The sequence below is a fragment of the Ruegeria marisrubri genome, from assembly GCF_001507595.1.
GTDB lineage: Bacteria > Pseudomonadota > Alphaproteobacteria > Rhodobacterales > Rhodobacteraceae > Ruegeria > Ruegeria marisrubri.
The window spans coordinates 36544-60687 of sequence record NZ_LQBQ01000034.1 but is presented as its reverse complement, the minus strand read 5'-3'; the positions used below and the strand labels follow the sequence as shown (position 1 = coordinate 60687).

The window sequence follows — 24144 nt, the reverse complement described above, 5'->3', positions numbered from 1 at the left end:
CGATCTCAGTCCGCAACGCCGGTGGGTTTGCCGTCGATGGTCGTCTGGTTCCTTTCCGCCCAATAGGCGCGGATTTCTTCGTCGGATTTGCCATCCACCCATTTCTGCATCGTGTCACGCTCTTCGCGGTAGTCCATGAAAGGCACGGCATAGCCGCACGACGTCTGAACCATGTCCACCGTCACGTCAAAGATCTGGCGGGCGCTGCGGTGGGCTGGGAAATGCGCGGCGAGGTCTGCCCAATCGGTGTCGCCCGGTTGCACTGTCCGGGCAAAGCCATAGGCGCGCAGGATGAGCGGGCGGGTTGTGAAGGAACACCACATCAGCGTCATCCGGTTCGCCTCCAGCAGGTGCCCGGCCGTTTCGTTGCCGCTGCCGGTGAGGTTCATCCAAAGGATCCGGTTCGGCCCCAGCACCCGCAGAGAGTCCATCCCCTTGGGCGAGATGTTCACACGGCCTTCCGGCCCGGCTGTGCCGGTAAAGAAAAGGTGCTGTTCCTCGATGAACTTGCGATGCGCCTCGTCAAGCGCCGGGAACTGCTTGGCCATGGCTCACTCCACCGTCACGGATTTTGCAAGGTTGCGCGGCTGGTCCACGTCGGTCCCCTTGGCAACGGCGGTGTGATAGGCCAGCAGCTGCGCCGGCACCGCGTAGAGGATCGGAGTCAGGCTCGGGTGGACATAGGGCATCCGGATCGTTGCCCAGACGCCGTCCTGGGCCTCGGCAATGCCTTCGTCGTCGGACACGAGAATGACCTTGCCCTTGCGCGCCATCACCTCCTGCATGTTCGACACGGTCTTGTCGAACAGCACGTCGCGCGGGGCCATCACCACGACCGGCATGTTCTTGTCGATCAGGGCGATGGGGCCGTGCTTGAGTTCGCCCGAGGCATAACCTTCGGCGTGGATATAGCTGATTTCCTTGAGTTTCAGCGCGCCTTCCATTGCCAGAGGATACATCAGGCCGCGGCCCAGAAACAGCACGTCGCGCGCCTCGCTCAGCCGTTGGGCGGCTACACGGATCGAATTGTCCTGTTCCAGCGCCGTATTCAGCGCCGATGGCAACCCACGCAGAGCGGCGGCGTGATCGGCCAGTTCCTCATCGGTCAGGGTGCCGCGATCGGCGGCGGCCTTGAGCGCCAGCATCAGCAGCACCGCCAACTGGCAGGTGAAGGCCTTGGTCGAGGCGACACCGATCTCCACCCCGGCATGGATGGGCAGGGCCAGATCGCTTTCGCGCGCGATCGAGCTTTCGGGCACGTTCACGACCGACACGATCTTGTCTGCCTTGCCCTCGCAATAGCGCAGGGCCGCAAGCGTGTCGGCGGTTTCGCCCGACTGGCTGACGAACAGGGCCAGGCTGCGCTCGGGGATCGGCGGTTCGCGGTAACGGAATTCCGAGGCGATATCGACTTCGACGGGCATCTTGGCCAGTCGCTCGAACCAGTATTTCGCGGTCAGGCAGGCATAGAAGGCGGTGCCGCAGGCCACCATGGTCAGGCGGTCCAGCTTGGAGAAGTCCAGATCCTCGCCGGGCAGGCAGATCCGGTCGCTGGCCGCTGGCAGGCACGAGCGTATCGCTTCGGCGACCACCACCGGCTGCTCGGCGATTTCCTTGGCCATGTAGTGCTTGTGGCCGGCCTTGTCGGTGCGCGAGACATCCAGATTGATGCGGCGCATGTCGCGATTTGCCAGTTCGCCCCTTTCGTCGCGGATTTCCAGCGAGTTGCGGGTGACTATCGCCCGATCGCCCTCTTCCAGATAGGTGACCCTGTCGGTCAGCGGCGCCAGCGCAATGGCGTCCGAGCCCACATACATCTCGCCATCACCATGCCCGATGGCCAGCGGCGAGCCCTTGCGGGCGGCGACGATCAGGTCCTCTTCGCCATCGAACAGGAAGGCCAGCGCAAAGGCGCCTTCAAGCTGGTCGATGGTCTTGAATGCCGCCTGAACCGGGTCGAGACCGGACTTCATGTGATGCTCTGTCATCAGGGCAACGGTTTCCGTGTCGGTTTCGGTCTCGAACCGGAAGCCGTGGCTTGCGAGTTCGGCGCGAAGTTCGCGGTAGTTCTCGACGATCCCGTTGTGCACGACCGCGACTGACCCGGCGCGATGCGGGTGGGCGTTTTCAACGGATGGAACTCCGTGGGTGGCCCACCGGGTATGGCCGATCCCCGATTTGCCCGGAAGAGGATCATGCACCAGAAGATCGCTGAGATTGACCAGCTTGCCGACCGCCCTGCGGCGATCCAGCACCCCTTCGTTCACCGTCGCGATGCCCGCACTGTCATAGCCGCGGTATTCGAGCCGCTTCAGGGCCTCGACCAGAATGGGCGCGACTTCGTGTTTTCCAAGAACTCCAACAATTCCGCACATCGGTCAGGCCCCTTTTCCCCGGCGAGCTTTCTTTGCCTTCAGCATCTCGAACAGTTTGCGCGCGTAGCCGGGCTTGTTTTCCTGTTTGGCACGGGCCACGGCAAGCGCGTCCGCCTCGACGTCGCGGGTGACAACCGTGCCCGTAGCAGTCATCGCGCCATTGCCCACGCGCACCGGTGCGACCAGCATGGTGTTCGAGCCGATGAACACGTTTTCGCCGATCTCGGTGCGGTGCTTCATCACGCCATCATAGTTGCAGGTTATGGTGCCTGCGCCGATATTCGTGGCCGCCCCGACCGAGGCGTCGCCAATATAGCTGAGATGGTTGACCTTGGCGCCTTCGGCAATCTCGGCGTTTTTGATCTCGACGAAATTGCCGACGCGCGTGTTCTCGGCCAGTTCCGCTCCGGGGCGCAGTCGGGCATAGGGTCCAACCACGGACCCGCGGCTGACGTGACAGCCTTCGAGATGCGAAAAGGCGCGGATCGTGGCGCCGCTCTCCACCGTCACTCCGGGGCCGAACACGACGTTCGGCTCGATCACCGTATCGCGCCCGATCACCGTGTCGGCAGCGAGGTATACGGTTTCCGGCGCCATCATCGTCACGCCCAGTTCCAGCAATTCGGCACGCGCCCGGGCCTGGAACACCGCGTCCGCCGCCGCCAGTTCGGCGCGCGAGTTCACGCCCATGGTTTGCGCCTCGTCGCACGCCACGGCAGTAACCTTCAGGCCGCGCCGGCGGGCGATCTCGACCACGTCCGTCAGGTAGTATTCCTGCGCGGCATTGTCGTTTCCCACCTCGGAGATCAGAGAGAACAGCGTTTCCGCGTCACAGGCCATAAGACCGGAATTACAGAAGGTTATCGCCCGTTCTTCATCTGACGCATCCTTGTATTCGACGATCCGCTCCAGCGTGTCGCCCTGCATGACCAGTCGCCCGTAGCGCGCCGGGTCGGCGGCCTCGAAGCCGAGGATCACCAGATCATGTGTCTGCCGCGCCGAAACCATACGTTCCAGTGTGTCGGCTTGCAGAAATGGGGTGTCCCCGTAGAGCACCACGACATCGCCGGAGAAGCCGTTCAGCGCCTCGCGCGCCTGATCGACGGCATGGGCGGTGCCCAGTTGTTCCTCCTGCATGACGACGACCGCGTTCTCGTCTTCTTCCGTGGCTGCCTTGGCCACCTCCTCGGCCCCATGCCCGGCCACGACCACGGTCTTTTCCGGTGCAAGGGCGGCGCCGGCGCGCATGGCGTGGACCAGCATCGGGGTGTGGGCGATGGGGTGAAGAACCTTTGGTAGATCGGAATTCATCCTGGTGCCTTTACCCGCGGCAAGGATGACAAGGGCAATGCTCATGAAGATATTTTCTCTTTTGTTTTGCTGGCGACCGTTTTATCCGCTGAGAGCGAAGTCGCAAGCGGTTCCACGATCAAACAAGATTGCCGTTTGCAACAGGGCATGGCGGATTTCCGCCGAGCAAGGAGGCCGCATGCGAACGGTGATCTTCGATCTGGACGGGACCCTGGCGGACACGTCTGGCGACCTGCTGGCCGCGGCGAACCACTGTTTCCGGCAGATGGGGCATGGGGATGTTCTGGAGCCGGGACGAGACGCGCCGATTGCCCTGCGTGGCGGCCGGATGATGCTGACCCGGGGGCTGGAGCGGATAGGGGTCTATGCGGTCGAGACGGTTGACGCCTACTACCCCGTGTTGCTGGAGGCCTATGCCGAGGCGATCGATCATCATACCCAATTCTATCCGGGCGCCATGCAGGCGGTGGAGGCGCTGAAGGCCGCCGGCTATGGCGTCGGCATTTGCACCAACAAGCCCGAGGCGCTGGCGGATCTGCTTCTGCAGAGGCTCGGCGTGCGCAAGGTGTTCGATTCTCTGGTGGGGGCCGACACCCTGCCGGTGCGCAAGCCCGATCCCGAGCCGCTGCGCGAGGCGGCGCGCCGGGCTGGCGGAGATCCCGCGTTGTGCGTGCTGATCGGCGATTCCGATACCGACCGGAACACGGCCCGTGCGGCCGGGGTGCCGTCGGTTCTGGTGACATTTGGCCCATCCGGTGCCGAAATGGCCGCCTTGGAGCCCGAAGCCCTGCTGCATCACTTCGACGACTTGCCGGGGCTGATTCCGAACCTGATCGGTCAAGTGGTCTAGCGTTTCTGGCAGCAGGCGTTTCTCTCTTGACCGAAGGCATGGCCTGCCCCCACAAACAAGCCATGACCGAGCGATTTTCTGGCAGTTTCACCCAACAGGAGCCGATCCCGGAAGAGGCGATCGAGGCAGCCGTGGCCGTTCTGCGCCACGGGCGGTTGCACCGCTACAATCTTGCGCCCGGCGAACTGGGCGAAACCGCGCTGCTGGAACAGGAATTCGCGGCACAGGTGGGCGCGAAATACTGCCTGGCCGTGGCCTCGGGCGGCTACGCCCTGGCGACTGCGCTGCGGGCGGTTGAGGTCAAGCCGGGCGATCCGGTGCTGACCAACGCCTTCACACTGGCCCCCGTGCCCGGGTCGATTGCCTCGGTCGGGGCAAAGCCCATCTTTGTCGGGGTCACCGAGAGCCTCACGATCGATCTGGAAGACCTTGCGGCCAAGGCGGGGCGGGCGAAGGTGCTGCTGCTCAGTCACATGCGCGGGCATCTGTGCGACATGGACCGCTTGATGGAAATCTGCGACGCTGCGGGCATCACGGTGGTCGAGGATTGCGCGCACACGATGGGCGCGGCCTGGAACGGGGTGCCATCGGGGCGGCAGGGGGCGATCGGTTGCTATTCCTGTCAGACATACAAGCATGTCAACTCGGGCGAGGGCGGGCTGCTGGTCACCGATGACGAGGATCTGGCCGCGAAAGCGGTGATGCTGTCGGGCTCCTACATGCTTTACGAGCGGCACCTGGCGGCGCCTCCGCCGGAGGTGTTCGAGCGGATCAAGTATGACACGCCCAACATCTCGGGGCGCATGGACAATCTGCGGGCGGCCATCCTGCGCCCGCAACTAAAGACCCTCGATGCGCAGGTCGAGCGGTGGAACGAGCGCTACCGCGTGATCGAGGAGGGTTTGCGTGGCACGCCGGGCCTGACCGTCATCGAACGGCCTGCGGCCGAGACCTATGTGGGGTCGTCGGTCCAGTTCTTGCTGCTCGACTGGTCAGAAGAACGCGTGGCCGAAGTCATCCGGCGCTGCGCGGAGCGCGGTGTCGAGTTGAAGTGGTTCGGCGGGGCCGAGCCTGTCGGCTTCACCTCGCGCTATGACAGCTGGCGCTACGCCGAAAGCGAGCCGATGCCGGAAAGCGACCGCATATTGGCCGGCATCATCGACATGCGGGTGCCGTTGACCTTTTCGCTGGAGGATTGCCGCCTGATAGCCCGCATCATCCGGGCCGAGGTCGGCGCCGTCCATCAATCCTGATCCGGCCGGCTGGCCGACACGCTTTCAAACTCCTGTCTCGCGCGCTTCTTTCATGAGGCGGCGTGTTTCGCGCCTTGGCGTCGCCGGGGCGCGAAAGCAATCGTTGACCGAAGCGGGATTCGCTGGTATTCGTTTATTGAACAGTTGTTCATTAACGCGAAAGAGGGAGAGCGCAGATGTTCACTGCGACTATGCAATTCGATCTGGGCGACGATGTGAACGCACTGCGTGAAATGGTGCATCGCTGGGCCCAGGAGCGGGTCAAGCCGATGGCGGCCGAGATCGACGCGAGCAACGAGTTTCCGAACCATCTGTGGAAGGAAATGGGCGATCTGGGCCTGCTCGGCATCACCGTCCCCGAAGAATACGGCGGGGCAGGCATGTCCTATCTGGCGCATGTCGTCGCTGTCGAGGAAATCGCGCGGGCCTCGGCCTCGGTTTCGCTGTCCTACGGTGCGCATTCCAACCTGTGTGTGAACCAGATCAAGCTGAACGGCAACGACGAGCAGAAGAAGAAATACCTGCCGCGCCTGATCTCGGGAGACCATGTGGGCGCGCTGGCCATGTCCGAGGCGGGCGCCGGTTCGGACGTGGTGTCGATGAAGCTGCGCGCCGAAAAGCGCAATGACCACTACCGCCTGAACGGCAACAAGTACTGGATCACCAACGGTCCCGACGCCGACACGCTGGTGGTCTATGCCAAGACCGACCCGGAGGCCGGGTCCAAGGGCATCACGGCCTTCCTCATCGAGAAAGAGATGAAAGGGTTCTCGACCTCGCCCCATTTCGACAAGCTGGGTATGCGGGGGTCGAACACGGCCGAACTGATCTTTGAAGACGTCGAAGTTCCCTTCGAAAACGTTCTGGGCGAAGAGGGCAAGGGCGTCGCCGTGTTGATGTCGGGCCTCGACTACGAGCGTGTGGTTCTGGCCGGGATCGGCACCGGCATCATGGCGGCCTGTCTGGACGAGATCATGCCCTACCTGGCCGAGCGCAAGCAGTTCGGCAAGCCGATAGGCACCTTCCAGTTGATGCAGGGCAAGATCGCCGACATGTACACCGCGATGAACTCGGCGCGGGCCTATATCTACGAGGTCGCCAAGGCCTGTGACCGGGGAGACGTGACCCGCCAGGATGCGGCGGCGTGCTGTCTCTACGCGTCCGAGCAGGCGATGGTTCAGGCCCACCAGGCCGTGCAGGCCATGGGTGGGGCCGGGTTCCTGTCGGATGCGGCGGTCAGCCGTATCTTCCGCGATGCCAAGCTGATGGAGATTGGCGCGGGCACCAGCGAAATCCGCCGGATGCTGATCGGGCGCGAGCTGATGAGCGAGATGCTCTGAATGAATAAACGCCCCGCGGCCGAGGGGCCCGCGGGGCGTTGTCGATCAAGGGATCAGAAGCGATGCACGTAGGACGCGGCGAACACCCACGGGTCGATTTCGACTGTGCCGATATCGGTACCGTTCAGCGAGACGTCCGAGTCGATGTCGATCCAGCGCACGTTCAGGCGCACGGCGCCGGCGTCCGAAACCATGTAGTCCAGACCTGCCTGCAGCGCGACACCAAACGAGTCGTCAACCTTGAGGTCACCCAGCGGCGACTCTTCGTCGAAGAAGGTGGTGTAGTTCAGACCGGCACCAACATAGGGTTTCCAAGCGCTGTTGGTCGGGAAGTGATAGTTCAGCGACAGGGTGGGCGGCAGGTGCTTGACGCTGCCCGCGTCGACGCTGCCGCCGAGGGTCACGTCATGTTCAAAGGGCGTCGCGGCCAGCAGCTCGATGCCCAGATTGTCCCGGATGAAGTATTCGACGGTAAAGATCGGGCGCACGTCCGAGTCGACCTCGGCGCTGAATCCGGCCAGCGTGCCGTTGTCGGATTTCGGATCCACATAGCCGACACCGACGCCGACGGTCCAGTCACCTTGCGATTGGGCGAAGGCAGGGGCGGACAGGGCGACCAGCGCGGTGGAGAGTGTCAAAATGGCGAATTTCTTGTTCATTCTCATGCCTTTGGGGTTGTTGACGCGGACAAATTAACTGCCGTGTCATGCCCTGACTCTGATCTGCATCAACTTCATGCGAATGGTCGGCGAGTTTCTGGCCGTGCAAGCCCCTGCAAAGAAAGGGGAAAACGCTTTGCGTCCCGCTGAGGTCATACCCGGTTTGCGCCCGGATGGTGGCTGGGACATCCCAGCACGCTTGAACATGGCGCGCCAGTGCCTGGCGCGCCCGGACGGGCAAACCGCGATCGTGGACCTGACAGGCGGGTCAAAGGGCATTGTGACCTTTGGTGCGCTGTCCGCCATGACCAATGGAATCGCCCGGGCGTTGCAGCGCCGAGTCCGGCCCGGCGACCGGGTGGGTGTTCTGCTCAGCCAGTCGCCCTGGTGCGCTGCCGCGCATCTGGCCATCTGGAAGATCGGCGCGATCTCGGTTCCCCTGTTCAAGCTCTTCGAGCGTGACGCACTGCGAACCCGCATCTCGGATGCCGGGCTGCAGATCGTTCTGACCGACGCCGACGGGGCGGGGCTGTTGGGCGATCTTGCGACCCCGCTGATCGCCGCCGAAATGGGGGAAGAGGGAGACCCGCTGCCCTTCGCCGACACCGGCCCCGAAGATCCGGCGGTGCTGATCTATACCTCCGGCACCACGGGCAGCCCCAAGGGCGCCCTGCATGGCCACCGCGTTCTGACCGGCCATCTGCCGGGAGTGTCCATCAGCCACAATCACTTGCGTAAGGGCGACTGCCTGTGGACGCCCGCCGACTGGGCATGGATCGGCGGGTTGTTCGATGTGCTCATGCCGGGGCTGGCACTGGGCATTCCGGTTGTCGCCGCGCGGCTGGACAAGTTCACCCCCGAAGCCTGCGCCGAGGTGATCTCGCGCGGTTGCGTGCGCAACGTGTTCTTTCCGCCGACCGCGCTGAGGATGCTCAAGGCGGCGGATCAGTCCATTCCGGGCCTGCGCTCGGTCGCCTCGGGCGGCGAACCGCTGGGTGCCGAGATGCTGGCCTGGGGAGAGAAAGCCTTTGGCCTGACGATCAACGAATTCTATGGTCAGACCGAATGCAACATGGTGGTGTCTTCCTGCGCGGAGGACTTCCCGGTTCGCCCGGGCTGCATCGGCAAGCCGGTGCCGGGGCACGAGGTTGCAGTGCTCGACCAGGCTGGCAACCCGACCGATGAAGAGGGCGATGTGGCCATCCGGCGCGGCTCGGCCTCGATGTTGCTGGAATACTGGCGCAACCCGCAGGCCACGGCCGAGAAGTTTCGCGGCGACTGGCTGATCACCGGCGACCGCGGCGTGTGGGAGGGCGACTATCTGCGCTTTGTCGGCCGCGAGGATGACGTGATCACTTCGGCTGGTTACCGTATCGGCCCGGCCGAGATCGAGGATTGCCTGCTGACCCACCCGGCCGTGGCCACGGTGGGCGTGGTCGGCAAGCCCGACCCGCTGCGGACCGAGATCGTCAAGGCCTATGTGGTTCTGAAACCTAGGGCCGAGGTCGGGGAACGCGAGCTTCAGGATTGGGTCAAGGACCGGCTTGCACATTATTCCTACCCAAGGGAAATCGCGTTTCTCGATGCGTTGCCGATGACGGTGACCGGCAAGGTGATACGCAAGGAACTGAAACGTCGCGCCGCGGCGGAACTGGAGGTTGAAAAGTGAAACTCACATCCAAGGCGATGCCCGCGTCCGAGGGCTTCAAGGCAAACCGCGCCGCGCATCTCGAGGCGCTGGCCCAGATCTCCGCCGCCGCCGAAGCCGCCCGCATGGGCGGGGGCGAGAAATCGCGCGCCCGGCACGAGGCGCGGGGCAAGATGTTGCCGCGCCGGCGGGTGGCGAACCTGCTGGATCCGGGTTCGCCCTTCCTCGAAATCGGCGCAACGGCGGCACATGACATGTATGACAATGCTGCCCCCTGTGCCGGCGTCATCGCGGGCATCGGCCGGGTGCAGGGGCAAGAGGTCATGGTGGTCTGCAACGACGCCACCGTGAAGGGCGGCACCTATTACCCGATGACGGTCAAAAAGCACCTGCGCGCGCAGGAGATCGCCGAGGAAAACCATCTGCCCTGCATCTATCTGGTGGACAGCGGCGGCGCGAACCTGCCCAACCAGGACGAGGTCTTTCCCGACCGCGACCACTTTGGCCGCATCTTCTACAACCAGGCGCGGATGTCGGCCCGCGGCATCCCGCAGATCGCCGTGGTCATGGGGTCGTGCACCGCAGGCGGCGCTTATGTGCCGGCCATGTCCGACGTGACCATCATCGTCAAGGAACAGGGCACGATCTTCCTGGCCGGCCCCCCTCTGGTCAAGGCGGCGACGGGCGAGGTCGTCAGCGCCGAAGACCTGGGCGGCGGCGACGTGCACACGCGCCTGTCTGGCGTGGCCGACTATCTGGCCGAGGATGATGCCCACGCGCTGGCGCTGGCGCGCCGGGCGGTGAAATCGCTAAACCGCCGCAAGCCTCAGACGGTGGACTGGGCCAGCCCCGAGGACCCGGCCTATGACCCCGAAGAAATCCTGGGCGTCGTGCCGGCCGATCTGCGCACTCCCTATGACATCCGCGAGGTGATCGCGCGCCTGGTCGATGGCTCGCGCTTCGACGAGTTCAAGCCGCGCTTCGGCGAGACGCTGGTGACCGGGTTTGCCCATGTCAAAGGCTGTCCCGTCGGGATCATCGCCAACAACGGCGTGCTGTTCTCCGAGGCCGCCCAGAAAGGCGCGCATTTCGTCGAGCTGTGCAGCCAGCGCAAGATCCCGCTGGTCTTCCTGCAAAACATCACCGGCTTCATGGTGGGCCGCAAATACGAGAACGAAGGCATCGCGCGGCACGGGGCCAAGATGGTGACGGCGGTCGCCACCACCAGCGTGCCCAAGATCACCATGCTGGTGGGCGGCTCCTTCGGGGCAGGCAATTACGGCATGGCCGGCCGCGCCTATCAGCCCCGCTTCCTGTGGACCTGGCCCAATTCCCGCATCTCGGTCATGGGCGGCGAACAGGCTGCGGGTGTTCTTGCCACCGTCAAACGCGACGGGATCGAACGCGCCGGGGGTACCTGGTCGGCCGAGGAAGAGGCCGAGTTCAAGCGCCCCACGCTCGAGATGTTCGAACGCCAGTCCCACCCGCTCTACGCCTCGGCGCGGCTGTGGGATGACGGCATCATCGACCCGCGCAAGAGCCGCGACGTGCTGGCCTTGTCGCTCAGCGCCGCGCTGAACGCACCCATCAAGGACACGCGCTTTGGCGTGTTCCGGATGTAGGCCCGTGCTTCATCTTTTGAAAAATACTCCGGGGGTCCGGGGGCAGAGCCCCCGGTCCGACGTCTGAAACAAAGGACCAACCCCATGTTCGACAAGATCCTGATTGCAAACCGCGGAGAGATTGCCTGCCGCGTCATGGAAACGGCCCAGTCCATGGGCGTCGCCTGCGTCGCCGTCTATTCCGATGCGGACGCAGCCGCCAAACATGTGAAGATGGCCGACGAGGCGGTGCATATCGGCGGCGCGGCTCCGGCTGACAGTTATCTGAAGGGCGACGTGATCATCCAGGCCGCGCTGGAGACCGGCGCGCAGGCCATCCACCCCGGCTATGGCTTTCTCTCGGAAAACCCCGATTTCGTCGAGGCGGTCGAGGCCGCCGGCCTTGTCTTCATTGGCCCGTCGGCCGACGCGATCCGCAAGATGGGCCTCAAGGACGCGGCCAAGGCGCTGATGGAAAAGGCAGGCGTGCCGGTCGTCCCCGGCTATCACGGCGACAACCAGGATCCCGAACACCTCTCGGGCGCGGCCGATGCCATCGGCTATCCGGTTCTGATCAAGGCCGTCGCCGGTGGCGGCGGCAAGGGGATGCGGCTGGTCGAGAAACCGGCGGATTTCGCCGCGGCACTGGACAGCGCCCGGGGCGAGGCCAGAACCGCCTTCGGCAATGATGCCGTGCTGGTCGAGAAATTCGTGGCCAAGCCCCGCCATATCGAGGTGCAGATCTTTGGCGACGGAACCCACGCCGTGCATCTTTTCGAGCGCGACTGCTCGTTGCAGCGTCGCCACCAGAAGGTGATCGAGGAAGCGCCGGCCCCCGGCATGACCCCCGAGATGCGCGAGGCGATGGGGCAGGCGGGCGTGCGCGCGGCCGAGGCCATCGGCTACAAGGGCGCGGGCACCGTGGAATTCATCGTCGATGCCTCCGAAGGGCTGCGCCCCGACCGCTTCTGGTTCATGGAGATGAACACCCGCCTGCAGGTCGAACATCCCGTGACCGAGGCGATCACCGGCGTCGACCTGGTGGAATGGCAGTTGCGGGTGGCAGCCGGGGAAAGCCTGCCCAAGCGGCAGGACGAGTTGGCGATCAATGGCCACGCCTTCGAAGCGCGACTTTACGCCGAGGACGTGCCAAAAGGATTCCTGCCCGCAACCGGCACCCTGACGCATCTTCAGTTCCCGGCGATCTGCCGCGCCGACAGCGGCGTCCGCGCGGGCGACACGATCAGCCCTTGGTATGACCCGATGATCGCCAAGGTCATCGTGCACGGGCCGACTCGCGAAGTGGCGCTGGCGACGATGAACCGCGCTCTGAACGAAACGCAGGTGGGCGGCACCGTCACCAACCTGGCCTTCCTGGGCGCACTGACCCGGCACAAGGGGTTTGCGGCAGGGGACGTCGATACCGGCCTCATCGGCCGCGATCTCGATGCGCTGGTGCAAGCGCCCATCGCAGAACCTCGCCATGTCGTGGCCGCAGCGATGACCGCGCTGGGGCTTACTGAGCCGAGCGATGACACCGGCTTTACCCTGTGGGTTCCGCTGCACCGCGCCGTGCATGTGGAGTGGCAGGACGAAGCAGTTGACCTCGATGTGCAGGTCGAGGGGCCGGATCGGCAGCTCTGGCAGGTCGGAGAGGCTCAGGTCGTCGCCGAGCGGCGCGACGGGCGATGGATGGTCGGCGGGCGGCCCATGCCCGACGTGGCGGTGTCGGGCTCGACCGTCACGGTGTTCGATGCTTACGGCTTGGCGTTCGAGGTGGTGGACCCGCTGGATCGCGACATCGGCGCGGCCGGGGATACCAATGTGATCGAGGCCCCGATGCCGGGGCTGGTCAAGGCGGTCTTCGCCGAGGCCGGGCAGGCGGTGAAAGAGGGCGACAGGCTGGCGACCCTCGAAGCGATGAAGATGGAGCACTCGCTGCTGGCCGCGCGCGATGGCGTGGTGGCCGAGGTTCTGGCCGCCGCCGGCAGCCAGGTCGAGGCCGGCGCCGCGCTGGTGCGTCTGGAAGAAGAATAGCGCAAGCCCGGATTGGGCTTGCCAAGTGGCCGCCGCCCGGGTTCCGTATCCGAACCGGGCAAATACAGGGAGTGGCAGAATGGACGAACGGGTCGAAATCTTTGAAGTGGGTCCGCGCGACGGCCTGCAGAATGAAAAGCGAGAGATTCCGGTCTCGGAAAAGATCGCCCTGGTCGATTGCCTCAGCCGGGCCGGGTTCAGCAGGATCGAGGTGGCCAGCTTCGTTTCGCCCAAATGGGTGCCGCAGATGGCCGGCAGCGCCGAGGTTCTGGCCGGTATCAGGCGCGCGCCTGGCGTCCGCTACGCCGCCCTGACACCGAACATGCGCGGCTACGAGGACGCGTTGGCCGCCAAGGCGGATGAGATCGCTGTCTTTGCATCGGCCTCGGAAGGGTTCTCCAAGGCCAACATCAACGCCACGATCGAGGAATCGATCGAGCGTTTCGTGCCGATCCTCGAGGCCGCGCGCCATATCGACCTGCCGGTGCGTGGCTATGTCTCGTGCGTCACCGACTGCCCCTATGACGGGCCGACGCCGCCCGAGAAGGTGGCCGAGGTGGCGGATCGGCTGTTCTCGCTGGGCTGTTATGAGATCTCGCTGGGCGACACGATCGGGCAGGGCACGCCCGACACGATCGCGCGCATGTTGCTGGCGGTGCGCGAGCGGGTGCCGGTGACCCGTCTGGCGGGCCACTACCACGACACGGCGGGCCGTGCGATCGACAACATCGACGCCTCTTTGTCTCTGGGCGTGCGGGTGTTCGACGCGGCCGTCGGCGGGCTGGGGGGATGCCCCTATGCACCCGGCGCGGCGGGCAATGTCGCGACCGAGAAGGTGGCGGCGCATCTGGAGCGGCTGGGCTACCAGACCGGGCTGGACGCCTCGGTCTTGCAGGAAGCAGCTGATATGGCCCGCGCCATGCGGGCGGGATGAGGAATGGACATGTTTGAAACGGTTGCCATCGAAACCGACGCCCGTGGCGTCGCGACCCTGACACTCAACCGGCCCGAAAAGCACAATGCGATGTCGGCGCAGATGCTGGCGGACCTGACCGCCGCGGCAATGCAGCTGGGCGAGGATGACGCCGTTCGCGTGGTGATCCTGACAGGCGCCGGCAAGACCTTCTGTGCCGGAGGCGATCTGGGCTGGATGCAGGACCAGATGGCGGCCGACCCGGAAACCCGCTTTGTCGAGGCCCGCAAGCTGGCCGAGATGCTGCAGGCGATCAATACGCTGCCCAAGCCGGTGATCGGCGCGCTGCAGGGCAATGCCTTTGGCGGGGGTGTCGGCATGGCCTCGGTCTGTGACATCGCGATCGGGGTGGACAGCCTGAAGATGGGCCTGACCGAAACGCGCCTTGGGCTGATTCCGGCAACCATCGGACCCTATGTCGTAGCCCGCATGGGCGAGGCGCGGGCGCGGCGGGTGTTCATGTCGGCGCGCCTGTTCGACGCGGCCGAGGCAGTCGAGCTGGGGCTGCTGGCCAAAGCGGTGCCCGCCGATCAACTGGCCGATGCGGTCGAGGCCGAGGTTCTGCCCTATCTCTCCTGCGCGCCCGGCGCCGTGGCCTCGGCCAAGCAGCTGGTGCGCGATCTGGGGCCAAGGGTGGATGACGCGGTGATCGACCACACGATCCGGGCGCTTGTCGACCGCTGGGAGACGGAAGAGGCCCGCGAGGGAATCAGTGCCTTTTTCGACAAGCGAAAACCTGCATGGAACAAACAGGTTTGACGCTTGTTGCCCGGCGGTAGCCGTTTGCGAAAATTTCTGAAAATCCGGGCCACTGGTGCGCTGATTTAACCACCCTCAGGCGCGTGTGCTTGGTTGACCCTCTGGGCCTGCGCGGCTAGAGAATGGCCAGTCAACACGCCAATTGACGGCGCGTCCCGGTCGGGATGCGCAGGAAAGGAGCCACTCGTGGAAGAGCTGTTGCGGGAATATCTCCCGATCCTGGTGTTTCTGGCCGTAGCCGTCGGCCTTGGTATCGTCCTGATTCTCGCGGCTGTCGTTCTCGCCGTCCGCAATCCCGACCCCGAAAAGGTCAGCGCCTATGAATGCGGCTTCAACGCATTCGATGACGCCCGGATGAAATTCGATGTCCGGTTCTATCTGGTCTCGATCCTCTTCATCATCTTCGACCTCGAAATCGCCATGCTGTTTCCCTGGGCCGTGGGCTTCAAGGATCTCAGCGACGTGAGCTTCTGGTCGATGATGGTATTCCTGGCGGTGCTGACCATCGGCTTTGCCTATGAATGGAAGAAAGGGGCCCTGGAATGGGAGTGATGACCGGGGCCAACACGGCCGGAGTGGACAAGGAAGTCGCCACCCAGGCTCTGAATGCCGAGTTGCAGGACAAGGGTTTCCTGCTGACCTCGACCGAGGACATCATCAACTGGGCGCGCACCGGCTCGCTGCACTGGATGACCTTCGGCCTCGCCTGCTGCGCGGTCGAGATGATGCATACCTCGATGCCGCGCTATGACGCCGAGCGGTTTGGTATTGCGCCGCGTGCATCCCCGCGCCAGTCGGACGTGATGATCGTGGCAGGCACCCTGACCAACAAGATGGCCCCCGCTCTGCGCAAGGTCTACGACCAGATGCCCGAGCCGCGCTATGTGGTCTCGATGGGCTCCTGCGCCAATGGTGGCGGGTATTATCACTATTCCTATTCGGTGGTGCGCGGCTGCGACCGCATCGTTCCGGTGGACATCTACGTTCCCGGCTGCCCGCCGACCGCCGAGGCGCTGCTCTATGGTCTGTTGCAACTGCAACGCAAGATCCGCCGCACCGGCACCATCGTGCGCTGAGGAGGGACCCCGATGAGCGAAGCACTCAAGGAACTTGGCGCGCTGATCGAGATCAAGCGGCCCGACTGCGTTCTGTCATGGGACGTGAGCTTTGGTGAACTGAACGTCGATGTGGCCCCGTCAAACCTGGTCGAATTCGTCGAGTATCTGAAGTCTGATCAGAACTGCAAGTTTTCGACCCTCGTGGACATCACTGCAGTGGACTATCCCGAGCGGGCCAAGCGGTTCGACGTCGTCTATCACTTTCTCTCGATGTATCAGAACCATCGCATCCGGCTGCGGGTCTCGATCCGTGAGGACGAGATGGTGCCCTCGATCGTCGATGTGCACCCTTCGGCCAACTGGTTCGAGCGCGAAGTGTTCGACATGTTCGGCATCCTGTTCTCGGGCCACCCTGACCTGCGGCGCATCCTGACCGACTATGGGTTCCGAGGATATCCGCTGCGCAAGGATTTCCCGACCACCGGTTACACCGAGGTGCGCTATGACGAAGCGCAGAAGCGCGTTGTCTATGAGCCGGTCTCGCTGGTTCAGGAATACCGCCAGTTCGACTTCATGAGCCCGTGGGAGGGTGCAAACTACATTCTGCCGGGGGATGAAAAGCAGGAGACCAAGTAAATGGGCGGCATCTGGTGGCTGATCCTTTCGGCGCTGACAATCATCCCGATGGTAAAGCTGTTGCCGTTCTTCGGGATCAACAAATACTGGGCGCTGGCCTGTCTGGTTCCCTTCGGCACGATCGCCCTTTTGTGGTGGATGGGCTTGAAGCTGCAGGAACTGGAGCGCCGCTGAGATGCTGACGTTGCTTGGAGAACTGGTTGTCATTGGGGCTCTGGGCGCGTTGTTGGCCGGGGCGGCGGTGAAAGCGGCAGAAGCCGAAAGGGTCCGTGTCCGGGCCGAGGCAAAAAAGAAAAACCGGGGGCGGCGCTTAGGCCCTCGCTTGCCGGACCGGTCCGGCGCGAATGGAACAGCCGGGGGTGATCCCCGGACAGGAGAGACACGATGATGGATGGCGGCAAGGGCTTCGAAGACGCTCTGACGGGCGAGCAGAAGATCCGCAACTTCAACATCAACTTCGGCCCGCAGCACCCTGCGGCCCACGGCGTGTTGCGTCTGGTGCTGGAACTGGACGGCGAGATCGTCGAACGCTGCGACCCGCATATCGGCCTGCTGCACCGCGGCACCGAGAAGCTGATGGAAAGCCGCACCTACCTGCAGAACCTGCCGTATTTCGACCGTCTCGACTATGTCGCGCCGATGAACCAGGAACACGCCTGGTGTCTGGCCATCGAGAAGCTGACCGGGGTCGAGGTGCCGCGCCGCGCCTCGCTGATCCGGGTTCTGTATTCGGAAATCGGCCGCATTCTGAACCATTTGCTGAACGTGACCACGCAGGCGATGGACGTGGGCGCGCTGACCCCGCCGCTCTGGGGTTTTGAAGAGCGTGAAAAGCTGATGGTGTTCTATGAGCGGGCCTGCGGCGCGCGCCTGCACGCGGCCTATTTCCGCCCCGGTGGTGTGCATCAGGACCTGCCGCCGGAACTGTTGGACGATATCGAGGCCTGGAGCCACGAATTCCCGAACGTTCTGGACGATATCGACGGCCTGCTGTCGGAAAACCGCATTTTCAAGCAGCGCAACTGCGATATCGGTGTGGTGACCGAGGACGATATCCAGAAATACGGGTTTTCGGGTGTGATGGTGCGCGGCTCGGGCCTGGCTTGGGACCTGCGCCGGGCCCAGCCCTATGAATGCTACGATGAGTTCGAGTTCCAGATCCCCGTCGGCAAGAACGGCGACTGCTATGATCGCTATCTCGTCCGCATGGAGGAGATGCGCCAGTCGATCTCGATCATCCGTCAGGCCATCGCCAAGCTGCGCGACTGCCCCGGTGACGTTCTGGCCCGTGGCAAGATCACGCCGCCGAAACGGTCGGACATGAAGACCTCGATGGAAAGCCTGATCCATCACTTCAAGCTGTATACCGAAGGGTTCCACGTGCCCGCGGGCGAGGTCTATGCCGCCGTCGAAGCGCCCAAGGGCGAGTTCGGGGTCTATCTTGTCGCCGACGGCACCAACAAGCCGTATCGCGCCAAGCTGCGCGCGCCCGGATACCTGCACCTGCAAGCCATGGATCACGTCGCCAAGGGCCATCAACTGGCCGACGTCGCGGCCATCATCGGAACCATGGACGTCGTTTTTGGAGAGATTGACCGCTAATGCTCCGCCGCCTGCATCACGAACAACCCGAAAGTTTCGCCTTTACGCCCGCCAATCAGGCCTGGGCCGAGGCGCAGATCACCAAGTATCCCGAAGGCCGCCAGGCCAGCGCGATCATTCCGCTGCTCTGGCGTGCGCAGGAGCAGGAAGGCTGGCTGTCGCGCCCGGCGATCGAATATGTGGCCGACATGCTGGACATGGCCTATATCCGGGCGCTCGAGGTGGCCTCGTTCTACTTCATGTTCCAGCTGCAGCCAGTTGGTTCCATTGCGCATATTCAGGTTTGCGGCACGACCTCGTGCATGATCTGCGGCGCCGAGGACCTGATCGCCGTCTGCAAGGAAAAGATCGCCGAAAAGCCGCATACTGTTTCGGCGGACGGCAAGTTTTCGTGGGAAGAGGTGGAATGCCTCGGTTCGTGCACGAACGCGCCCATGGCCCAGATCGGCAAGGACTACTACGAAGACCTGACCGCTGAAAAGTTCGCGCAGATCATCGATGATCTGGCCGCCGGCAAGGTTCCGGTGCCGGGTCCGCAGAACGGCCGCTACGGGGCAGAGCCGCTCAAGGGGCTGACCAGTCTGACGGAGTATGAAAGCGGCAAGACCCAGTACAACGCCAGCGTCCAGCTTGCGGTGGAACTCGGCGATACCGTCAAGCGGATCGACGGGACCGAGGTGCCGTTGCTGACACCGTGGCTCAAGGACAAGCCCAAGCCTGCGGCCAAGGCGAAACCCAAGGCCGCGCCGAAAAAGGAGCCCGCGCCGGCGGCCAAGGTCGAAGCGCCCAAGGTCAAGCCGTCTGCGCCGCTGCCGGGGCAGGAGGAACTGGCCGCCCGCAAGGGAACCTGGCGCTACGAAGGCACTACGACCACTGAAGCCGAAGAAGGCCAGCCGCCGCTGTTGAAAGCGGCCCGCGAGGGCGGAGCTGACGATCTGAAGCTTTTGAAGGGCGTTGGCCCCAAGCTGGAGGAGAAGCTGAACGATCTGGGAATTTTCCATTTCGACCAGATCGCGGCCTGGACTCCTGATCAAGTAGCCTGGGTGGACGAGCGGCTGAGCTTCAAGGGCCGGATCGAACGGGACAATTGGATAGAACAGGCAGCCAGCCTGGCGGCGGGTGAAGAAACCGAGTTCGCCAAACGGGCCAAGAAGGAAGGGATCTACGACGAGTAGACCTTGGACACTGGAAACTAGGGACGCTTCCTTTCCGGGGGCGTCGGGATGAGCCGGAAGCGATGAGCACGGACAGGGAACACGCCATAGCCCGCAAGGGCCGCCACATCGGACTGGTCATTGCCGTGACCATGGTGGCTTGGCTTGCGCTGACCCTTTTCATCGGCCCCGCGCTGGAATTGCCGGGCCGCTTTGCGCTGCTGTTCGATTTTGCCGCGCTGGCCGGTCTCATCTATGCGGTGATCAACATTTTTCAACTCTGGCGCATGCGTCAGGACAGCCAAAGGTAGGCAAGCATGCTGAAGGATCAGGACAGGATCTTTACCAATATCTACGGGATGCATGAGCGCAGCCTGAAGGGCGCGCAGGCCCGTGGTCATTGGGACGGCACCGCCGACATCATCGCCAAGGGGCGCGACTGGATCATCCAGACGATGAAGGACAGCGGTCTGCGCGGCCGCGGCGGCGCGGGCTTTCCGACGGGTCTGAAATGGTCTTTCATGCCCAAGGAAAGCGATGGCCGGCCGGCTTACCTGGTGGTGAACGCCGACGAGTCGGAGCCCGGCACCTGCAAGGACCGCGAGATCATGCGCCACGATCCGCACACGCTGATCGAGGGCTGCCTGATCGCGTCTTTCGCGATGAATGCGCATACCTGCTACATCTACATCCGTGGCGAGTACATCCGCGAACGCGAAGCCCTGCAGGCCGCGATCGACGAAGCCTATGACGCGGGACTGCTGGGCAAGAACGCAGCTGGTTCGGGCTGGGATTTCGACCTTTATCTGCATCATGGCGCAGGCGCCTATATCTGCGGCGAGGAAACCGCCCTGATCGAAAGCCTTGAAGGCAAGAAGGGCATGCCGCGCATGAAGCCGCCGTTCCCGGCGGGCGCGGGCCTGTATGGCTGTCCGACCACCGTGAACAACGTGGAATCCATCGCCGTCGTGCCCACCATCCTGCGTCGTGGCGCCGAGTGGTTCGCCGGTTTCGGCCGCGCCAACAACTCGGGCACCAAGCTGTTCGCCATCTCGGGTCACGTCAACAACCCCTGCGTCGTCGAAGAGGCGATGTCGATTTCCTTCGAGGAACTGATCGAAAAGCATTGCGGCGGCGTTCGCGGCGGCTGGGACAATCTGCTGGCGGTGATCCCCGGTGGTTCGTCCGTGCCCTGCGTGCGCGGCGAGAACATGCGCGATGCGATCATGGATTTCGACTATCTTCGGAACGAACTGGGCTCGGGCCTCGGCACCGCCGCAGTGATCGTGATGGACAAGCAGACCGACATCATCAAGGCGATCTGGCGTCTGTCCAAATTCTACAAGCACGAAAGCTGTGGTCAATGCACGCCGTGCCGCGAGGGCACCGGCTGGATGATGCGGGTGATGGACCGCCTGGTGCGCGGCGAGGCCGAGTTGGAAGAGATCGACATGCTGTTCGACGTGACCAAACAGGTCGAAGGCCACACGATCTGCGCCCTCGGTGACGCGGCGGCCTGGCCGATCCAGGGCCTGATCCGCAACTTCCGCGAAGAGATCGAGGATCGCATCAAGGCCCAGAAATCGGGCCGCATGGGCGCGATGGCTGCGGAGTAACCCGAATGCAGTTGGTTGCCGAATATACCCACGCGATCGCCTCACTGGTGATCTTTGCCTTGCTGGTTCTGGCCCTGTCGCCGTTTTCGGCACTGGCCAAGCAGGGCAGGGGGCTGGCGCCCGGCGCCACGCCCGAGCAGGATTATTCGGACAAGGCCTATCGCCTGAACCGCGCCTATCTGAACGGCACCGAAACGCTGCCGGCCTTTCTGGCCGTGACGCTGGCGGCGATCCTGTTGGGTGCGAACCCGTTCTGGGTCAATCTGCTGGCCTCACTGGCGTTGGTGGCCCGTGTCGCGATGCTGATCGTGCACCTGCGCGGCATCGGCAAACCGCATAGCGGCCTTCGTTCGGTTTTCTATGTGGCCGGGTGGGCCTGCATGGTCGGTCTGGCAATTCTGGCATTGGTGGCTGCGTTTTGATCGGATGTGAAACATATCGCAGGCTCTGGTCAGCGAGGGCGGTGGGGGCGCTTGCCGTACTCGCGCTTGTCGCGGGATGCGGGCAGAGCAAGGAGGACCGGATCCTGTTCGATGGCCACTACTTCAAGACCAAGGCCAAGGTGGTGGACAAGCGGGTCACTCTTGCGGACTTCACCGTCCGGGTCGATGACGTATCCGCCTCGCTCGACGGTGCGCGCGAAGCCGGCCGCTATGCCGGGACGCGTTACTGCATCGAGAATTACGGCACCTCCCGCATCAAGTGGAAGGTCGGGCCGGACACCGAGCCCCAGCAACTGCGGGTCGTCGATGATACTCTGACCTTCGCGGGAACCTGCCAGAGACCATGATCCGCCGCGCCGCATATCCTTGCCACCGGGCAGCTGCGCTGACTGCAGGCTGTGCCGTCAAGGCTGTGCTGCTGGCCGCGATGCTGCTTGGGCCGGCGGCGGCTCAGGCCAAGCCGCCCTTGCGCGAAGTCAAGGAGATCGATGACGAGCTCTACTACATCGCGGTCGCAAAAGAGATTTCGGACCTGTGCGGCGACATCAGCGGGCGCCGGATGAAGGCGATCGGGGTGATGTGGAACTTGCGGTCCAAGGCGAACAGGCTGGGCTACTCGGACGCTGAAATTCGGGCCTATGTCGAATCCGACGCGGAAAAGGCGCGGATGCGGGCCAAGGGTGAGGCGTTTCTTGCCCGGCACGGCGTCTCTTACGAAAAACCGGAAACATTCTGTGCGCTGGGGCGTGCGGAAATCGAAAGAAACAGCGCGATCGGCGTGTATTTGAGGGCGAATTGAAAGCCATGTCTGACCTTCGCAAGATCAACATCGACGGCATAGAGATCGAAGTGGATGGGGCGATGACCCTGATCCAGGCCTGTGAACAGGCCGGCGTCGAGGTGCCGCGCTTCTGCTATCACGAGCGTCTGTCGATCGCGGGCAACTGCCGCATGTGCCTTGTCGAGGTCGTGGGCGGCCCGCCGAAACCGGCGGCCTCGTGCGCGATGCAGGTGCGCGACCTGCGCCCCGGCCCGGAAGGCCAGCCGCCCGTGGTCAAGACCAACTCTCCCATGGTCAAGAAGGCCCGCGAGGGGGTGATGGAGTTCATGCTCATCAACCACCCGCTGGACTGCCCGATCTGCGACCAGGGCGGCGAATGCGACCTGCAGGATCAGGCGATGGCCTATGGTCTGTCCGGAACCCGCTTCAAGGAAGCCAAGCGCGCGGTTGACGACCTGGATCTCGGGCCTCTGGTTTCGACCGCGATGACCCGCTGCATCTCGTGCACACGCTGTGTGCGCTTCACCACCGAGGTGGCAGGGATCAACCAGATGGGCCAGACCGGCCGTGGCGAGGATGCCGAGATCACGTCCTACCTGAACCAGACGCTGGATTCGAACCTGCAGGGCAACATCATCGACCTGTGCCCGGTGGGGGCGCTGACGTCCAAGCCCTATGCCTTCACCGCGCGTCCGTGGGAACTGACCAAGACCGAGACCATCGACGTGATGGATGCGCTGGGCTCGAACATCCGCGTCGATACCAAGGGCCGCGAGGTCAAGCGCATCCTGCCGCGCAACCATGATGGCGTGAACGAGGAATGGATTTCCGACAAGACCCGTTTCGTCTGGGACGGCCTGCGCCGTCAGCGTCTGGACAGCCCCTACATCCGCGAGAATGGCAAGCTGCGCAAGGCCAGCTGGTCCGAGGCGCTGTCGGCTGCCGCCGCGGCGATGAAGGGCAAGAAGGTCGCCGGCCTGATCGGTGATCTGGCCCCGGTCGAGGCCGCTTTTGCCCTCAAGCAGTTGATCGAGGGGCTGGGCGGCCAGGTGGAATGCCGCACCGACAACGCGCGTCTGCCGATCGGCAACCGCTCGGGCTATGTCGGCAATGTGGCGATCGAAGAGATTGACACCGCCAAGGAAATCATCCTGATCGGCTCGAACCCGCGCGACGAAGCGCCGGTTCTGAACGCCCGCATTCGCAAGGCATGGCTGGCTGGTGCTACCGTCAAGGTGATCGGCCCGGCCGCCGACCTGACCTATGAATACGAGCATCTCGGCGATGACCGCGAGGCGCTGGCCAAGGCGACGGCCTCGGAAGGGGCCATCGTGATCGTCGGGCAGGGTGCAGTGCGCGAAGCTGATGGCCTGGCCGTTCTGGCCGCCGCGCAGGCGCTGTCGGGTCGGATGCTGGTGCTGCACACCGCCGCGTCGCGCGTCGGCGCCATGGACGTTGGCGCTGTCACCGAAGGTGGCATGGAGGCCGCGATCGAGGGTGCCGAGGTGATCTACAGCCTGGGCGCGGACGAGGTCGAAATCGACGCCGGACCCTTCGTCATCTACCAGGGCAGCCACGGCGACCGGGGCGCACACCGCGCAGACGTGATCCTGCCGGGTGCGGCCTATACCGAGGAAAACGGTCTGTTCGTGAACACCGAAGGCCGCCCGCAACTGGCGATGCGTGCCGGGTTCGCTCCGGGCGAAGCCAAGGAGAACTGGGCCATTCTGCGCGCCCTGTCGGCTGAACTGGACGCGACGCTGCCCTATGACACGTTGGCACAGCTGCGCCGCAAACTGGTCGAGGCAGTTCCGCACCTGGCCAATATCGACGAAGTTCCCGCCAACGAGGTCCAGCCGCTTGAAAAAGGACCGCTGGGTCAGGCGACCTTCCGTCATGCGATCAAGGATTTCTACCTGACCAACCCGATTGCGCGGGCCTCGCAGCTGATGGCCGAACTGTCGGCGCTGGCAAAGGCGCGCAACAACCAGAAGATCGCGGCGGAATGACCCTGCAGACCGTCATATCGCCTTCTGCCGGCAACGCGC

The 24144-nt window shown here is 63.9% G+C and carries 24 protein-coding genes; 20 read left to right on the top strand and 4 right to left on the bottom strand.

The features are described from left to right. Positions 1 to 5: 5 nt before the first annotated feature. Genes AVO45_RS12845 through glmU form a run of 3 tightly spaced genes read right to left on the bottom strand, consistent with a single transcriptional unit; the run spans position 6 to position 3731 of the window. Positions 6 to 548 (bottom strand): pyridoxamine 5'-phosphate oxidase family protein, encoded by a 543-nt coding sequence (locus AVO45_RS12845; RefSeq protein WP_068347541.1) that lies wholly within the window; start codon positions 546 to 548, stop codon positions 6 to 8. 3 nt (positions 549 to 551) lie between these two features. Next, positions 552 to 2375, bottom strand: a complete 1824-nt coding sequence (glmS, locus tag AVO45_RS12840) for a glutamine--fructose-6-phosphate transaminase (isomerizing) (protein WP_068347539.1) — start codon at positions 2373 to 2375, stop codon at positions 552 to 554. A gap of 3 nt (positions 2376 to 2378) precedes the next feature. Next, positions 2379 to 3731 carry a bifunctional UDP-N-acetylglucosamine diphosphorylase/glucosamine-1-phosphate N-acetyltransferase GlmU gene (gene glmU / locus AVO45_RS12835; protein WP_068347537.1) on the bottom strand — a complete coding sequence of 451 codons (1353 nt, stop codon included), beginning with the start codon at positions 3729 to 3731 and terminating at the stop codon, positions 2379 to 2381. A gap of 133 nt (positions 3732 to 3864) precedes the next feature. Here glmU and AVO45_RS12830 point away from each other — a divergent pair, with 133 nt between their 5' ends. The 3 genes from AVO45_RS12830 (at position 3865) to AVO45_RS12820 (ending at position 7129) form a co-directional block, all read left to right on the top strand. Next, entirely contained in the window at positions 3865 to 4536 is a 672-nt protein-coding gene (locus tag AVO45_RS12830) for an HAD-IA family hydrolase (protein WP_068347535.1), read from the top strand. 62 nt (positions 4537 to 4598) lie between these two features. Next, a complete protein-coding gene (locus AVO45_RS12825; RefSeq protein WP_068348049.1) occupies positions 4599 to 5789 on the top strand; it encodes a DegT/DnrJ/EryC1/StrS family aminotransferase in 1191 nt (396 codons plus the stop codon). Between the two features lie 176 nt (positions 5790 to 5965). After that, entirely contained in the window at positions 5966 to 7129 is a 1164-nt protein-coding gene (locus AVO45_RS12820) for an isovaleryl-CoA dehydrogenase (RefSeq protein WP_068347533.1), read from the top strand. A gap of 53 nt (positions 7130 to 7182) precedes the next feature. Here AVO45_RS12820 and AVO45_RS12815 read toward each other — a convergent pair whose 3' ends face one another. Further along, entirely contained in the window at positions 7183 to 7788 is a 606-nt protein-coding gene (locus AVO45_RS12815; protein WP_068347531.1) for an OmpW/AlkL family protein, read from the bottom strand. A gap of 205 nt (positions 7789 to 7993) precedes the next feature. Between AVO45_RS12815 and AVO45_RS12810 the strand changes: the two genes are divergently transcribed. From AVO45_RS12810 to nuoG, 17 genes are all read left to right on the top strand, one after another. Beyond that, a complete protein-coding gene (locus AVO45_RS12810; protein WP_338055972.1) occupies positions 7994 to 9457 on the top strand; it encodes an AMP-binding protein in 1464 nt (487 codons plus the stop codon). Next, positions 9454 to 11058 carry a carboxyl transferase domain-containing protein gene (locus AVO45_RS12805; protein ID WP_068347529.1) on the top strand — a complete coding sequence of 535 codons (1605 nt, stop codon included), beginning with the start codon at positions 9454 to 9456 and terminating at the stop codon, positions 11056 to 11058. Before AVO45_RS12810 ends, AVO45_RS12805 begins: the two co-directional genes overlap by 4 nt. 84 nt (positions 11059 to 11142) lie before the next feature. Beyond that, entirely contained in the window at positions 11143 to 13074 is a 1932-nt protein-coding gene (locus AVO45_RS12800; RefSeq protein WP_068347527.1) for an acetyl/propionyl/methylcrotonyl-CoA carboxylase subunit alpha, read from the top strand. A 79-nt stretch (positions 13075 to 13153) separates the two neighbouring features. Further along, complete coding sequence (locus tag AVO45_RS12795) at positions 13154 to 14008, top strand: hydroxymethylglutaryl-CoA lyase (RefSeq protein WP_068347525.1); 855 nt, start codon at positions 13154 to 13156, stop codon at positions 14006 to 14008. 9 nt (positions 14009 to 14017) lie between these two features. Next, positions 14018 to 14806, top strand: a complete 789-nt coding sequence (locus tag AVO45_RS12790) for a crotonase/enoyl-CoA hydratase family protein (protein ID WP_068348045.1) — start codon at positions 14018 to 14020, stop codon at positions 14804 to 14806. Between the two features lie 186 nt (positions 14807 to 14992). Further along, on the top strand, positions 14993 to 15358 hold the full coding sequence (locus tag AVO45_RS12785) for an NADH-quinone oxidoreductase subunit A (RefSeq protein WP_068347523.1): 366 nt from the start codon (positions 14993 to 14995) through the stop codon (positions 15356 to 15358). Next, the gene (locus tag AVO45_RS12780) at positions 15349 to 15882 is read left to right on the top strand and encodes a NuoB/complex I 20 kDa subunit family protein (protein ID WP_068347522.1); all 534 of its coding nucleotides are present in this window, start codon (positions 15349 to 15351) and stop codon (positions 15880 to 15882) included. The genes AVO45_RS12785 and AVO45_RS12780 overlap by 10 nt, the downstream gene beginning before the upstream one ends. Before the next feature lie 12 nt (positions 15883 to 15894). Then, positions 15895 to 16500, top strand: a complete 606-nt coding sequence (locus AVO45_RS12775; RefSeq protein WP_068347520.1) for an NADH-quinone oxidoreductase subunit C — start codon at positions 15895 to 15897, stop codon at positions 16498 to 16500. Then, complete coding sequence (locus AVO45_RS19895; protein ID WP_068347518.1) at positions 16501 to 16674, top strand: NADH dehydrogenase; 174 nt, start codon at positions 16501 to 16503, stop codon at positions 16672 to 16674. 213 nt (positions 16675 to 16887) lie between these two features. Further along, positions 16888 to 18102 (top strand): NADH-quinone oxidoreductase subunit D, encoded by a 1215-nt coding sequence (locus AVO45_RS12765; protein ID WP_068348043.1) that lies wholly within the window; start codon positions 16888 to 16890, stop codon positions 18100 to 18102. Next, complete coding sequence (locus tag AVO45_RS12760; protein WP_068347517.1) at positions 18102 to 19277, top strand: NADH-quinone oxidoreductase subunit E; 1176 nt, start codon at positions 18102 to 18104, stop codon at positions 19275 to 19277. Before AVO45_RS12765 ends, AVO45_RS12760 begins: the two co-directional genes overlap by 1 nt. A gap of 62 nt (positions 19278 to 19339) precedes the next feature. After that, the gene (locus tag AVO45_RS12755) at positions 19340 to 19567 is read left to right on the top strand and encodes a DUF5337 domain-containing protein (protein ID WP_068347515.1); all 228 of its coding nucleotides are present in this window, start codon (positions 19340 to 19342) and stop codon (positions 19565 to 19567) included. A gap of 6 nt (positions 19568 to 19573) precedes the next feature. Next, a complete protein-coding gene (gene nuoF / locus AVO45_RS12750; RefSeq protein WP_068347514.1) occupies positions 19574 to 20872 on the top strand; it encodes an NADH-quinone oxidoreductase subunit NuoF in 1299 nt (432 codons plus the stop codon). A 5-nt stretch (positions 20873 to 20877) separates the two neighbouring features. Continuing rightward, positions 20878 to 21294: an MAPEG family protein gene (locus AVO45_RS12745; protein WP_068347512.1), complete on the top strand. Its 417-nt coding sequence runs from the start codon at positions 20878 to 20880 to the stop codon at positions 21292 to 21294. A 41-nt stretch (positions 21295 to 21335) separates the two neighbouring features. Next, positions 21336 to 21662, top strand: a complete 327-nt coding sequence (locus tag AVO45_RS12740) for a hypothetical protein (RefSeq protein ID WP_068347509.1) — start codon at positions 21336 to 21338, stop codon at positions 21660 to 21662. Next, positions 21659 to 22114: a DUF5333 domain-containing protein gene (locus AVO45_RS12735; protein ID WP_205627891.1), complete on the top strand. Its 456-nt coding sequence runs from the start codon at positions 21659 to 21661 to the stop codon at positions 22112 to 22114. The genes AVO45_RS12740 and AVO45_RS12735 overlap by 4 nt, the downstream gene beginning before the upstream one ends. Positions 22115 to 22119: 5 nt before the next feature. Beyond that, entirely contained in the window at positions 22120 to 24105 is a 1986-nt protein-coding gene (gene nuoG / locus AVO45_RS12730; RefSeq protein WP_068347507.1) for an NADH-quinone oxidoreductase subunit NuoG, read from the top strand. The last annotated feature ends 39 nt before the right edge of the window (positions 24106 to 24144 follow it).

Bases quoted from the DNA above. Each gene is read 5' to 3' on its own strand.
- AVO45_RS12845 (WP_068347541.1), bottom strand. From the start codon at position 548: ATGGCCAAGCAGTTCCCGGCGCTTGACGAGGCGCATCGCAAGTTCATC.
- glmS (WP_068347539.1), bottom strand. From the start codon at position 2,375: ATGTGCGGAATTGTTGGAGTTCTTGGAAAACACGAAGTCGCGCCCATT.
- glmU (WP_068347537.1), bottom strand. From the start codon at position 3,731: ATGAGCATTGCCCTTGTCATCCTTGCCGCGGGTAAAGGCACCAGGATG.
- AVO45_RS12830 (WP_068347535.1), top strand. From the start codon at position 3,865: ATGCGAACGGTGATCTTCGATCTGGACGGGACCCTGGCGGACACGTCT.
- AVO45_RS12825 (WP_068348049.1), top strand. From the start codon at position 4,599: ATGACCGAGCGATTTTCTGGCAGTTTCACCCAACAGGAGCCGATCCCG.
- AVO45_RS12820 (WP_068347533.1), top strand. From the start codon at position 5,966: ATGTTCACTGCGACTATGCAATTCGATCTGGGCGACGATGTGAACGCA.
- AVO45_RS12815 (WP_068347531.1), bottom strand. From the start codon at position 7,788: ATGAACAAGAAATTCGCCATTTTGACACTCTCCACCGCGCTGGTCGCC.
- AVO45_RS12810 (WP_338055972.1), top strand. From the start codon at position 7,994: ATGGCGCGCCAGTGCCTGGCGCGCCCGGACGGGCAAACCGCGATCGTG.
- AVO45_RS12800 (WP_068347527.1), top strand. From the start codon at position 11,143: ATGTTCGACAAGATCCTGATTGCAAACCGCGGAGAGATTGCCTGCCGC.
- AVO45_RS12795 (WP_068347525.1), top strand. From the start codon at position 13,154: ATGGACGAACGGGTCGAAATCTTTGAAGTGGGTCCGCGCGACGGCCTG.
- AVO45_RS12790 (WP_068348045.1), top strand. From the start codon at position 14,018: ATGTTTGAAACGGTTGCCATCGAAACCGACGCCCGTGGCGTCGCGACC.
- AVO45_RS12780 (WP_068347522.1), top strand. From the start codon at position 15,349: ATGGGAGTGATGACCGGGGCCAACACGGCCGGAGTGGACAAGGAAGTC.
- AVO45_RS12775 (WP_068347520.1), top strand. From the start codon at position 15,895: ATGAGCGAAGCACTCAAGGAACTTGGCGCGCTGATCGAGATCAAGCGG.
- AVO45_RS19895 (WP_068347518.1), top strand. From the start codon at position 16,501: ATGGGCGGCATCTGGTGGCTGATCCTTTCGGCGCTGACAATCATCCCG.
- AVO45_RS12765 (WP_068348043.1), top strand. From the start codon at position 16,888: ATGGATGGCGGCAAGGGCTTCGAAGACGCTCTGACGGGCGAGCAGAAG.
- AVO45_RS12760 (WP_068347517.1), top strand. From the start codon at position 18,102: ATGCTCCGCCGCCTGCATCACGAACAACCCGAAAGTTTCGCCTTTACG.
- AVO45_RS12755 (WP_068347515.1), top strand. From the start codon at position 19,340: ATGAGCACGGACAGGGAACACGCCATAGCCCGCAAGGGCCGCCACATC.
- nuoF (WP_068347514.1), top strand. From the start codon at position 19,574: ATGCTGAAGGATCAGGACAGGATCTTTACCAATATCTACGGGATGCAT.
- AVO45_RS12745 (WP_068347512.1), top strand. From the start codon at position 20,878: ATGCAGTTGGTTGCCGAATATACCCACGCGATCGCCTCACTGGTGATC.
- AVO45_RS12735 (WP_205627891.1), top strand. From the start codon at position 21,659: ATGATCCGCCGCGCCGCATATCCTTGCCACCGGGCAGCTGCGCTGACT.
- nuoG (WP_068347507.1), top strand. From the start codon at position 22,120: ATGTCTGACCTTCGCAAGATCAACATCGACGGCATAGAGATCGAAGTG.